11 protein-coding genes are annotated in these 11579 nt (G+C 73.7%); 7 read left to right on the plus strand and 4 right to left on the minus strand.

Going from position 1 to position 11579, the window contains the following annotated elements; translation table 11 throughout:
* Positions 1–1164 (plus strand): methyltransferase domain-containing protein (locus CWIS_RS07420; RefSeq protein WP_048342629.1); only part of this gene is annotated, 1164 nt, incomplete at its 5' end.
* Between the two features lie 46 nt (positions 1165–1210).
* Here CWIS_RS07420 and CWIS_RS07425 read toward each other — a convergent pair.
* From CWIS_RS07425 to CWIS_RS07435, 3 genes are read right to left on the minus strand one after another with little or no spacing between them, the layout of a single operon-like run.
* Positions 1211–1813, minus strand: coding sequence for a TetR/AcrR family transcriptional regulator (locus tag CWIS_RS07425; protein WP_048342630.1), 603 nt, complete (start codon positions 1811–1813; stop codon positions 1211–1213).
* A 16-nt stretch (positions 1814–1829) separates the two neighbouring features.
* On the minus strand, positions 1830–2525 hold the full coding sequence (locus tag CWIS_RS07430) for an ABC transporter ATP-binding protein (protein WP_048342631.1): 696 nt from the start codon (positions 2523–2525) through the stop codon (positions 1830–1832).
* A complete protein-coding gene (locus CWIS_RS07435; RefSeq protein WP_048342632.1) occupies positions 2522–3649 on the minus strand; it encodes an ABC transporter permease in 1128 nt (375 codons plus the stop codon). The genes CWIS_RS07430 and CWIS_RS07435 overlap by 4 nt, the downstream gene beginning before the upstream one ends.
* Positions 3650–3963: 314 nt before the next feature.
* Here CWIS_RS07435 and CWIS_RS07440 point away from each other — a divergent pair, with 314 nt between their 5' ends.
* A complete protein-coding gene (locus CWIS_RS07440) occupies positions 3964–5700 on the plus strand; it encodes an ABC transporter ATP-binding protein (protein WP_048342633.1) in 1737 nt (578 codons plus the stop codon).
* 4 nt (positions 5701–5704) lie between these two features.
* Here CWIS_RS07440 and CWIS_RS07445 read toward each other — a convergent pair whose 3' ends face one another.
* Entirely contained in the window at positions 5705–6382 is a 678-nt protein-coding gene (locus CWIS_RS07445) for a response regulator transcription factor (RefSeq protein WP_048342634.1), read from the minus strand.
* Positions 6383–6516: 134 nt separating this feature from the next.
* On the opposite strand from CWIS_RS07445, the gene CWIS_RS07450 reads away from it, so the two are divergent.
* The 5 genes from CWIS_RS07450 to CWIS_RS19835 are packed head-to-tail and all read left to right on the plus strand — an operon-like array spanning position 6517 to position 11567.
* The gene (locus CWIS_RS07450; RefSeq protein ID WP_048342635.1) at positions 6517–7395 is read left to right on the plus strand and encodes an ATP-binding cassette domain-containing protein; all 879 of its coding nucleotides are present in this window, start codon (positions 6517–6519) and stop codon (positions 7393–7395) included.
* Positions 7392–8180: an ABC transporter permease gene (locus CWIS_RS07455; RefSeq protein ID WP_048342636.1), complete on the plus strand. Its 789-nt coding sequence runs from the start codon at positions 7392–7394 to the stop codon at positions 8178–8180. The genes CWIS_RS07450 and CWIS_RS07455 overlap by 4 nt, the downstream gene beginning before the upstream one ends.
* The gene (locus CWIS_RS17540; protein WP_053071606.1) at positions 8177–8854 is read left to right on the plus strand and encodes a GNAT family N-acetyltransferase; all 678 of its coding nucleotides are present in this window, start codon (positions 8177–8179) and stop codon (positions 8852–8854) included. The genes CWIS_RS07455 and CWIS_RS17540 overlap by 4 nt, the downstream gene beginning before the upstream one ends.
* Complete coding sequence (lanKC, locus tag CWIS_RS07465) at positions 8851–11451, plus strand: class III lanthionine synthetase LanKC (RefSeq protein WP_048342637.1); 2601 nt, start codon at positions 8851–8853, stop codon at positions 11449–11451. Before CWIS_RS17540 ends, lanKC begins: the two co-directional genes overlap by 4 nt.
* 29 nt (positions 11452–11480) lie before the next feature.
* Positions 11481–11567 carry a class III lanthipeptide gene (locus CWIS_RS19835; protein ID WP_353848663.1) on the plus strand — a complete coding sequence of 29 codons (87 nt, stop codon included), beginning with the start codon at positions 11481–11483 and terminating at the stop codon, positions 11565–11567.
* Positions 11568–11579: the final 12 nt, after the last annotated feature.

The following is an 11579-nucleotide window of genomic DNA, read 5'->3' on the forward strand; positions in this document are numbered from 1 at the left end:
AAGGACGACGCCGCACCGCGAGCCGGCCGCGCGGCCCCCTCCGAGCGGCGCGGACGCTCGGCGCGCACCGCCCCGCGCACCCCCACCCGTCCGGGCCACCGCCCGACGCGCGTCGAGCTGACGTTCCTGCAGGGCCTCGGCGACGTCCTGGCCGACGAGGTCCGCGAGGTGCTCGACGTCGCGCCGCGGCCGGTCGCGGGACGCGAGGACGCGCTCGTCGTCGACCTGCCCGCCGACCGCCTCGCGCAGGTGCGCCGCCTGCGCACGGCCGTCGCCGCGTTCGTCGTGCTGCACCACGACGTGCCGCGGCCGCGTTCGCTGCTGTCCGGCGAGCACCTGACGCGCATCGTCGAGGCGGTCTACGCGTCGCTGCGGGTCGCGGGGTCCTCGACGTTCCGGTTCGAGGCCGCGGGCGCGGACTCCCCGACGTTCGCGCGGCTCGGCGACGAGCTCGCGCGGGCGACCGGGCTCAAGCTCGACCCGACCGACGGCGAGCTCGTCGTGAAGGTCCGCCGCGGCGCCCGCCGCGACGGTGACGTCGACCCTGGCTGGGACGTGCTGGTCCGCGTCGGGCCGCGACCGTTGTCCGCGCGCACCTGGCGGGTCACGGACTTCCCGGGCGCGGCCAACGCGACGATCGCCGCCGCCATGGTGCGCCTGGCCGGCGTGCGCGCCGACGAGCGCGTGCTCAACCTCATGTGCGGCTCGGGCACGCTGCTGATCGAGCGCCTGCTCGCCGGGCCGGCCGCAGCGGCGGTCGGGATCGACCACGACGACGACGCGCTGGCCGCCGCACGCGACAACCTCGAGGCCGCGGGTCTGACGCGCCGGGCCGCGCTCGTGCGGGCCGATGCGCTGCACCCGTCGTCGTGGGCCACCGGCCCCGGCGCCGACGTCCGCCCCGCCGACCTGATCCTCGCCGACCCGCCCTGGGGCACGCTGCACGGCTCCCACTCCGGGGCCGCGGCGCTGCACAGCGGTCTGCTGCGCGCCGCGCACGAGGTCGCCGCCGACGGCGCGAGGCTCGTCGTGCTCACGCACGAGGTCAAGGTCATGGAAGCGGCCGTCCGCGCGGCCGACGCCCTGTGGCGGCCGCGTCCGCCCGTCCGGGTCTACGCCAAGGGCCACCACCCGCGCATCTGGGTGCTCGACAAGCTCGCCTGACCTGCGGCCCGCCTGACCCGCGGCGCCCGGTCGGTCGCGGCGAGGCTCAGTCGGTCGCGGCGAGGCCGAGGTAAGGGCCGAGCACGCGGCGCAGCGGCGCGAGCGCGGCCCGGTGCTCGTCGGCGTCGCCGCCGTGCTGGGTGCCGCGGATCTGCTGGGTCGCGCTCAGCAGCATCGCGTCGACGAGGTCCGCGACCGTGTCGACCTCGGGCTCGCCGAGGTCCCGCAGCGCGTCGCGTAGCGGCTCCTGCAGGGCGAGGTGGAACTCCTGCAGGGGCCCGTGCAGGATCGCGGGGTCCACCACCGAGCCCAGCGCGCGCGCGACACGCTGCTCCGAGCCGGAGAAGAAGGCGACGTTGCTCTCGACGTACGCCCAGACCCGCGTGCCCGGCGTGGGCGCCGCGGCGATGGCCGCGCGGATGCGGTCGGCCCAGCCGGGGAAGACGTCGGCGACGACCTCCGCCATGAGGTCGTCACGCGACCGCACGTACTGGTACACGCTGGAGCGCGCGAGACCGGCCCGCGCCCCCACCTCCGCGAGGGAGGGGGCGAGGCCGGTCTCGGCGAGGAGGTCGCGTGCCGCATCGAGGACGGCCCGCCGCTGACGAGCGCGGTGCTCGGCGACGGTGGCGGCGTTGATGCGCGGCACGGGGACCTCCGTGGTCTCAGTCGGTGTGCGGGAGAAGTCGACCGTCCATCATCTCCAGAACCCGGTCGCAGTGGTGCAGCACGTCATGATCGTGCGTCACCATGACCGTCGCCACACCGTGCTGGTGCGCCTCACGGGCCAGCAGCGCGACGACCTCCTGGCTGCGGGCGCGGTCCAGGGCCGCCGTCGGCTCGTCGACGAGCAGCAGCCGCGGACGGGTCATGAGCGCACGCGCGATGCCCACGCGCTGACGCTCACCGCCGGACAGCTGGTGCGGACGCCGCGTGGCGCGCTCCGCCATGCCGACCTCCTCGAGCAGCTCCATCGGGTCACGCGGGTCGGTGACCGCGCCGAGGTGCAGCGGCAGGCGCAGCTGGTCGATCGCGGTCAGGGCGGGCAGCAGGTTCCCGCTCTGGAACACGAAGCCGATCTGCGTCCGGCGGATGGCCGCCAGGCGCCGCGGCGTGGCCGCGACGAGGTCGGCCTCGCCCACGGACACCTCGCCCGAGTCCGGGCGGGTGAGCCCGCCGGCCACGGCGAGCAGGCTGGACTTGCCCGCACCCGAGGGGCCGACGACGGCCAGGAGCTCACCGGGCTCGACAGTCAGGCTCACGTCGTCGAGCGCCGTGACGGTGCTGTCGCCGTCGCCGTGCGTGAGCGTCACGCCGGCCATGAACAGACCCGCGCGGGTGGTCACCGGGGTGGCGGTCATCGGTTGCCTCCAAGTGCGGTCAGGGGGTCGACGCGGGTGATGCGGGTGACGGCGGAGGCGGCGCCCACCATGCCGAGCACGACGAGCGCCACGCTGGCGGCCACGATGGGCGCCGGCTCGAGCGCGAACGGCATGGCGGTCGCGGAGACGCTCGCGCCCAGCAGCAGCCCGATGCCCACGCCGAGCGCGGTGGAGCCGAGCAGCAGGATCGCGGACTGGGTCAGGCTGTCCCGCAGCAGGTAGCGCGTGCTGGCGCCCATGGCCCGCAGCACCGCGATCTCGTTCTTGCGCTGGATCGTCACGACCGTGAAGAACGCGCCGACGACGAGCGCCGAGATCGCGTACAGGAAGAACTGGATGAGCTGCAGCGTGGACGTCTCGGCCGTGAAGCCGGGCGATGCGGCGAACGACTGGGTGAGCGTCAGCGAAGTCATCCCCGCGGCGCCGTCCACGGCCGCCAGGTCGGGCCCGGCGCCGTCGTTGCGCACGGCGATCGCGCTGACCTCCTGGTAGGCGTGCTCGGGCACGGCCTCACCGGGGCGGACGCCCGCGCGGATCTCCTGCCAGGTGGGCAGGTCCACGTAGCCGACGTCGACGTGGCCGAACGTGTGCTGGCCGCCGACGAAGCCCACGACCTCGAGCTCGGTGCCGACCTGGTCGATGGTGACGACGTCACCGACGGCCACGCCCTCGTCGAGCAGGGTGTCGGGGAGCACGATCTGGCCGGCGCCGGTCAGGGCGCTGCCGGACTCGGCCTCGGGCGCGAGCCACGAGTCACGCTCGACGCCGAACAGGGCGAGGTCGAGGTCGAGCCCGCCGTCGGTGCGCGTGTTCACCAGCGACAGCCCGAACGGGCCGGCGTCGGCGACGCCGTCGGCGGCGCGCCACGTCTCGGCGGCGTCGACGTCGACGACCGAGCGCGTGAACGCCGCCGTCTTGTCCACGTCCTGCTGGAAGGCGAACGAGGACACGGGCAGCTGCTTCAGACCGGAGACGCCGTCGTTGACGAGACCGACCGACAGCCCCGACAGGAGCACCATCAGCACACCGATCAACGCCACGACCGAGCCCATCAGGGCGAAACGTCCACGGGCGAACGAGAGCTCACGCAATGCGAGGAACACGGCTACCCACCTACTCTTGTCGACACCGTGTCGGCAAGAGTAGGCACGCACTGCCGGGGTTGTCGACATGATGTCGGCACGTGTGATCAGCGCGACGCGCGGTCGCGGCCGACGCGGCTGCGACCCACGTCGACACCGCCCACGCCGACGTGCGGGCGGTCCGGTCCTCACCGACGGGGCTGCTGACGCGTCCCCGTCGAGCGCACCTCGGAGGACCGGGCGACGACGACAGTTGATGGCGTGCCAACTTTCGGCCGATGCTCCCGCGGTGCTCGCGCGCCAGGCTGGCACCCCGACCTCGGAAGGGCGCGACGATGCCGACGAACCCACGGACACCGGTGCTGGCGCTGCTCCGGCCGCACCGCCGTCGACTCCTCGCCGCCGCCGTCGTCACCCTGGCCGCGAGCGGGCTCGCGCTCGTGCAGCCCGCCGTGCTCCAGAGCCTCGTCGACACGGCCGGGACGCACGCGCCGCCTCTGACACTCGTCGGTGTGCTCGCGCTCGCCGTCGTGGCGGAGTCGCTGTGCCGGGGCGCTGCGGTCTACCTCGTCATGTCCGCGTCCGAGTCCGTCACGCTGGACCTGCGCGCGACCCTCGCGCAGCACGCGCTGCGCCTCCCGCTACGTCGGCTCGAGACCACGCGGCGCGGCGACCTCGTCACACGACTCACCGCCGACACCTCGCTGGTCCGGCAGGTGCTCGCGGCCGGGATGATCGAGGTCGCGTCGTCGGCCGTCCTGGTCGTCGGGTCCCTCGTCATGATGTCCCTGATCGACCCCCGCCTGACCGTGCTCACGGGCGTGCTCATCGCGCTCGCCATCGTCATGATCACGCCGTTCGCCAGACGGCTGCGGGGGGCCACCGGGCGCTACCAGGCGTCGCTCGGCGTGCTCGGCGCGGAGTTCGACTCCGCTCTCAGCTCCATCCGGCTGGTGCGGTCCTACGCCGCCGAGGACGGGCGGACGGCGCGGATCGCCACCGACGCGCGCCGCTCGTGGGGCCTCGGGCTGCAGGTCGCGCGGCTCAGCGCCGCCGTCGAGCCCGTGATCGGGATCGCAACGCAGGGCGCGCTCCTCGCCGTCCTGCTCGTCGGCGGGATCCGCGTCGGGAACGGCGAGCTCACGCTCGGCGCACTGGTCGCGTTCCTCGTCTACCTGTTCATGGTGATCCTGCCGACCGCTCAGCTCCTCGGGGCGCTCACCCGCATCCAGGCCGGCGTGGCCGCCCTCGCCAGGGTGGACGAGCTGATGCAGGAGCCCACCGAGCCGCAGGGCGGGCTGCCGTGCGCGGGGCCTGGCGGGGTGGTGCCCGCGCTCGAGCTCGTGCGGGCCAGCTTCGAGTACGAGCCGGGCCGGGGGTTGTACGACGTCGACCTGGTCGTGCCCAGCGGCCAGCACACTGCGATCGTCGGCCCGTCCGGATCGGGCAAGAGCACTCTCCTGTCGCTCCTGCAGAGGCTGTACGAGCCGACCGACGGTGAGCTGCGGGTGTTCGGCGACCCCGCCGCACTCCTCGACGCCCGGTCGCTGCGGCGCAGGATCGACTACGTGGAGCAGAACGCGCCCGCGCTCGCGACCTCCCTGCGGGACAACCTCCTGCTCGCCGATCCCGGGCTCGACGACGCGACGATGCTCAGGGCTCTCGCACGGGTCGGCCTCGCCGGTGCGGCAGAGCGTGGTCTGGAGCTGACGATCGGAGACGGCGGCATCGCACTGTCGGGCGGGGAACGGCAGCGCCTCGCGTGGGCGCGGCTGCTCCTGTCGAGCAGCGACGTCGTGCTCCTGGACGAGCCGACGTCGAACGTCGACACCGCGACGGAGAGCGTCTTCGACGCACTCGTGCAGGACCTGCTCGCGCAGCGCACCGTCGTCACCGTCTCGCACCGGCTGGTCGCCGTTCGGTCCGCGCACCAGATCGTCGTCGTGGACGAGGGTCGGATCGTCGGGCAGGGCACGCACAGCGAGCTCCTCGACGACTGCCCGACGTACCGCGACCTCGTCGCCCACGACGCTGCGCGACTGTCGGCGGCCGCGGACCCGGCGCGCCGCTAGGTCCTCAGCGGGAGGGCTCGCGCGGCGTGACGCCGTGCACGACCAGGGCGATCTGGACCCGGTTGACCAGCCCCAGCTTCGTCAGGATGCGGGACACGTTCGTCTTGACGGTCGACAGGCTCATCGTCAGCTGCACCGCGATCTGCTGGTTCGACAGGCCGGCCGCCACCGCCTCGGCGATCTCGACCTCACGCGGCGTGAGCGCACCGCGCCACTCACTCGTATCGCCTCGCGGCATGATCCCCGCGGCCGTCACCGCCTCGATCATCGTCCGGGTGACGGACGGCGACAAGGTCGCCTCACCGGCCGCCGCTCGGAGCACGGCGGCCACCACCTGGTCCGGCTCCGCTCGCTTGTCCAGGTAGCCGGCCGCGCCGGCCTGGAGCGCCGTCAGCACGTGCGCGTCGGCGACGTGGTTCGACAGCACGATCATCGGGGGCGGCTGACTCATCCGCGCACGGACGCGACGAATCGCGGTGATGCCGTCCGACAAGGGCATCTCGATGTCCATGAGGACGACGTCGGGCCGCTCGGCGACGATGACCGTCTCCGCCTGCGCGCCGTTCTCCGCCTCGCCCGCCCAGGCGACCTCCGGTGCGGACTCGAGCAACGCCCGCAACGCAGCGCGGACGAATCGGTCGTCATCGACGACGAGAACGGCGATCCCGCCAGGCTCCGACATTGCCGGTGGTTCCTTCGCTCGCGACTTATGTGTCGTGACAGGGGGTCGAACGATGTCCCAGCACCGCGGACAGTACCGGAACGCGTGTCCAAAAGGGGAATGTGCGGCATTCCCGGCGTCGTGAGACTCGAAGCGTGATCGAGGTGGAGCACGTGACGAAGACCTACCGGGGGCGGCGCGTCCTGACGGACGTGGACCTGACGTGCGTCCCCGGGACGATCACGGGGTTCCTCGGCCCGAACGGTGCGGGCAAGTCCACGACCATGCGGATCGTGGTCGGTCTCACGCGCCCCGACTCGGGCACCGCCCGGGTGTGCGGGACGCCGTTCCGCGAGCTGCGCAACCCGGGGCGTGTCGTCGGGATCCAGCTCGACTCGCGTGCACTGGCCTCCGCGCGGACCGGGCGCGAGAACCTCCTGCTGGCCGCCAGGACGATGGGCCTGGCCCAGGTCGACCTCGACGAGGTCCTCGGCCGCGTCGGTCTCGCCGGTCACGGCGACCGGCGGGTGGCCGACTACTCGCTCGGCATGCGCCAACGGCTCGGGATCGCGCAGGCCCTGCTGGGCGAGCCCGAGGTGCTCATCCTCGACGAGCCGGCCAACGGCCTCGACCCCGCGGGCATCGTCTGGATGCGCACGATCCTGCGCAGGTTCGCCGACGACGGCGGGACGGTCCTGCTCTCGTCGCACCTCCTGCACGAGGTCGAGCGCACCGCTGACCACCTCGTGCTCGTCAACGAGGGCGTCGTGGCGGCCAGCGGCCCCACGCGTGAGCTCACCGCCTCAGGCTCGACGCGCGTCAGCGCGCGCGAGCTCGATCGGCTCCACCAGGCCCTCGCCGAGCGCGGGCTGACGGTCCGACGGGACGACGACGTGCTGGTCGTCGACGCGCAGACCGCAGCGGTCAGCCGGGTCGCGCTCGACGAGCGCGTCGAGCTCACCGAGCTCACGCAGCACGCTGGCGGCGGGCTCGAGGAGCTCTTCCTGCGGATCACAGGCGAGGAGGCGGCATGAGCACCGTGCACGCGCCGGCGCCCGCGCGCTCGGCGACCTCGACGCCACCCGTCCTCCTCACAGACCTCGTGCGCGTCGAGCTGCGCAAGCTCGTCGACACGCGCGCGGGGGTCTGGCTGCACGCCACCGTCGCGCTCCTGTGCGCGGCCGTCGCCGCCGCGGCCTTCGCCCTGCCTGCCGAGGAGGTCGTCGGGACCGCGTTCGTCGCGTACGGCGGCGCCGTGGCCTCCCTGCTGCTGCCGGTCACCGCGATCCTCGCACTGACGACCGAGTGGTCCCAGGGGAGCGTCCTGACCTCCTTCGTCCTCGTCCCGCACCGCTCGCGTGTCGTGGGCGCGAAGCTCGTCGCGATCCTCGCGTCCGCCACCGTGTTCTCGGCGTTCGTCCTCGCCCTCGCCGCCCTGGCCACACCGCTGGCTCGCGCCCTCGTCGGGGCCCCAGCCGGCCGCTGGGACGTGGGCGTCGAGCACTCGCTGACACTGTGGCTCGGCATCGTGCTGTCGATGCTCATGGGTGCGGCCTTCGGCGCGCTCGTGATGAACCCGGCAGGCGCGATCGTCGTGTACCTCGTCCTGCCGTTCGCGTGGTCGGTGGTGGGCCAGCTCGTCGACGGGGCCGACGACGTGGCGCAGTGGCTCGACACGTCGATCACGTACAGCCGCCTCCTCGAGGGCGCCGTCGAGACCGGTGGGCAGTGGCAGCAGATCGCTGTCTCGACACTCGTCTGGGTGCTCCTGCCCCTCGCGGCGGGTCTCGTACGGCTCGGCCGTCGGGAAGTGCGATGAGCGCCGTGCGACCCGAGCGGGTCACCCTGCGCGCCGTCCGCGACGACGACCTCGCGCTGGTCGTCGAGTGGTTGGGTGCCGACTCGCGCGGCGCCGCCATGACCTCGGACATCCGGGAGAACGCCACCGTCGAGAAGGTGCGCGAGGCGATCGTCGCCGGCCTGCAGCTCCGCCTCGTGGTCTCCCGGGACTCGGGTCCCGTCGGGATCGTGACCTGGCGTGGCCGCGGCCACCCGCGTTCCTACGAGATCGCCGTGCTGATCGGCGATGCCGACCTGTGGAGCACAGGGCTGGGCGCCGAGGCAGTCCTGCGTGCGGTCGACTACCTGTTCATGACCCTCGACGCCGAGCGCGTCGGCGTGCTCACGGGTTCGTTCAACCCGTACACGAGCCCCGCTCTGGTCCGGGGCGGGTTCACGCTCGAGGGCGTCCTGCGCCACTTCTACTACGTCGACGGGGAGTACTACGACGCGCTCGCCTGGTCGATGCTCCGGTCGGAGCACGCGCACGTGCTGCGCGCGGCGCAGGGCACACCCGCCGCGTACCGCCCGCTGATCGCCGTCGAGGACAAGGCACGCGCAGCCCACGTCGTCGAGCGCGTCCTGTCGGAGACCGGCTTCGTCGCGGACCGCCGCGCCCGCGCCGGGTCCGCCGAGCGGCGGGACGTCTCGTGAGCCTGAACCTCGAGGCGTGCTCGCTCGGCGACCCGCTGCACTTCAGCGCACCGAGCCGCTGGTCCCCACCGTGGGACCAGCCCCTGGCGTGCACCGAGCTGCTCACGGACCCGACGTGGTCGACGAGGACCTTCGACGTCTGGCGGGCGTATGAGCCGGCCGACGCTCCGGTCGTCGACCAGGGCTGGAAGATCCACGTCTCCACGACGGTGGACACCGCGCAGCGCGTGGTCGCACTCGTGGGCCGGCACTGCCAGGAGCACCGGATCCCGTGGAAGCACGCGCTGTCGCTCGCGATGGTGGTGTCCGCGAACGGGCGCAGCTGTCACCGCGCGTCCTCCGGTAAGTCGATCGCCGTGTACCCACCCGACCTCGACGCGTTCGTCGCCACCGCGGACTCTCTCGCCGAGCTCCTCCGGGGCGAGCCCGGCCCGTACGTCCTGTCCGACCGGCAGTGGGTGCCCGACGCGCCGGTCTACTTCCGCTACGGGGCGTTCCGTGCACTGCAGGCCTGGACCGAGGACGGGCGCCGGGTCCCGGCCCTGCGCGTGCGTGGCGAGCTCGTCGAGGACGACCGTCACGTGCCCTACCGGAACCCCCGCGGCATCGACGTGCCCGACCAGATCCGCGCCCGGACCACGCCGCACGCCCTGCCGGACGACCTGCCCGTCACTCTCGTCGAGGCGGTGCAGCACTCGGGCTGCGGTGGGGTCTACCGCGGCCGGCTCCGGGCGGACGAGTCCCCCGTGGTCGTCAAAGAGGCCCGGCCCTGGACGGGCGGCACGCCGATGATGGCGGCGTCCATCGAGCGCCTGGCGCACGAGGCGCGCGTCCTCGACGAGCTCGGCGGGGTGGGCACGCCCCGGCTCCGGGCGACGTTCACGCTCGACGGCCACCTGTTCGTCGCCGCCGACCAGGTCCCCGGGGTGAACCTCCGGCACTGGGTCGCGGCCCATCACCCCCAGCTCACCGCGCATCCCACGCCGCACGCCCTGGATCAGTACGCACGGGACTGCGCGCGCATCAGCGACGGGCTGACGCGCGCTGTCGCCGGCATGCACGCCGCCGGCTGGGCGCACAACGACCTCCACCCCGGGAACGTGATCGTCGGTCCCGAGCTCGACGTCCGCCTGGCGGACCTCGAGTTCGCGAGCCACCCCGACAGCACCGAACGCCCCGGCATGGACTGCGCCGGGTTCGCCCGCGCCGACGGGACTGCGCGTGACCGGGACCTGTTCGGCCTCCTCATGATCCAGGCGTGGATGTGGCACCCCGGCGTCGGCCCCCTCGTCGAGCTCGTGCCCGAGACGCTGGACCAGCACACGGAGATCGCCGCCCGCTGGTTCGGGGCGGCGGCAGCGCCCGTGCGGGCCGCCGCCGCGGCGTACGCGCGGTCCGGCCGGCGCGCGCGGGTCGCCGAGCGCACACGCCACACGATCCACCCCGCAGGCCCGGCGGTCACCGTCGCCGACCTCGTCGCCTACCTGTCGGAGGTCGCGACTCCCGACGAGCAAGTCCTGTTCCCCGGCGGCACGCCCGTCCACTCCTCGACGTTGGACTCCCTCAGCCTCGCGCACGGCACCGGCGGGATCCTGCTCGCGCTCGTCGGCGCGGGCGAGCAGGTGCGCCCCGAGTGGGTCGAGCACTTCGCACGCACCACCGATGCGCCGCCCTCGCCCCTGTCGTCTCCGGGGCTGTGGGACGGCTGGACCGGCGTCGCGCTGGCCTGGGCGCTCCTCGGCGACGAACGCCGCGCGGACCTGGCGCTCGGCCGCGCACGCGCCGCGCTCGACGGGTGCACCGACCCCACCGTGTGGTCCGGGCTCGCCGGGCACGCGTGGGGGCTGCTGGGGATCGCGAAGGTCACCGGCGACAGCTCCTTGCGCCACGCCGCGCGTCGCGTGCTGGGCGCACTCGCGCACGATGCGGATGGGTGGGCCGGGCGCGCCGGTCCGCCCGGCCTCCTGCACGGACCGTCCGGCATCGGGGACGTGCTGGCGGTCGCCGCCGTCGAGCTCGACGAGCTCGGCTGGTCCGCCGCTGCCGCCCGCCTGGTCGAGCGCGACGTGAGTCGGTGCGTCCGTGGCGCGACCGGGACGCTCGACCTCACCGACGCCGGCACGAGCCTGCCCTACCTCGGCCACGGCTCCGTCGGCGTCGCACTCGCACGACGGCAGGTCGGACGGACCCTCGGGCGCAGCCCCGACGACGTGGACTCCTCGCTCCTGCGGGCCGGGATGGTCGACCTCATGGTCGAGCCGGGCCTGATCCACGGGCGCCTCGGCATCGCGTACGCGCTGCGTCTGCTCGGCACCCGCGACGAGTCACCCGACGCGGCGGCCGCACGCCGGTGGGCCACGGTCCACACCGACAGCCTGCCGCTGTACGCGGTCGGCGTGGGACGCGGCATCGGCATCGTCGGGCGCGGCGGCGGGCGTCTGTCCGCCGACCTCGCCACCGGCGCGGCAGGCGCGGTCGCCGTGCTGAGCCACGCCGAGCGGCCCGCGCTCATCGATCTCCTGCTCGGCCAGAGCCTCGACCTGTCCCACCCCCAGATGTCCGGGCAGCGAACTGCTGATCACGGACTGACCAGGTAAGCCCCGACGAACGACGAAAGGAGATCGCCATGGCTGTTCTCGAGCTCCAGGCCCTCGAGGCCGAGCAGACGGAGACCGCTCAGGTCCGCGGATCGTCTCTCAGCTGGTCCTGCTGAAGTCGTGGGCCC

The organism is Cellulomonas sp. A375-1 (assembly GCF_001040865.1).
Lineage (GTDB): Bacteria > Actinomycetota > Actinomycetes > Actinomycetales > Cellulomonadaceae > Cellulomonas > Cellulomonas gelida.

Coding starts and splice junctions, on each gene's coding strand:
- CWIS_RS07430 (WP_048342631.1), bottom strand. CDS start 2,525: ATGACCGCCACCCCGGTGACCACCCGCGCGGGTCTGTTCATGGCCGGC.
- CWIS_RS19835 (WP_353848663.1), top strand. CDS start 11,481: ATGGCTGTTCTCGAGCTCCAGGCCCTCGAGGCCGAGCAGACGGAGACC.
- CWIS_RS07440 (WP_048342633.1), top strand. CDS start 3,964: ATGCCGACGAACCCACGGACACCGGTGCTGGCGCTGCTCCGGCCGCAC.
- CWIS_RS17540 (WP_053071606.1), top strand. CDS start 8,177: ATGAGCGCCGTGCGACCCGAGCGGGTCACCCTGCGCGCCGTCCGCGAC.
- CWIS_RS07445 (WP_048342634.1), bottom strand. CDS start 6,382: ATGTCGGAGCCTGGCGGGATCGCCGTTCTCGTCGTCGATGACGACCGA.
- CWIS_RS07455 (WP_048342636.1), top strand. CDS start 7,392: ATGAGCACCGTGCACGCGCCGGCGCCCGCGCGCTCGGCGACCTCGACG.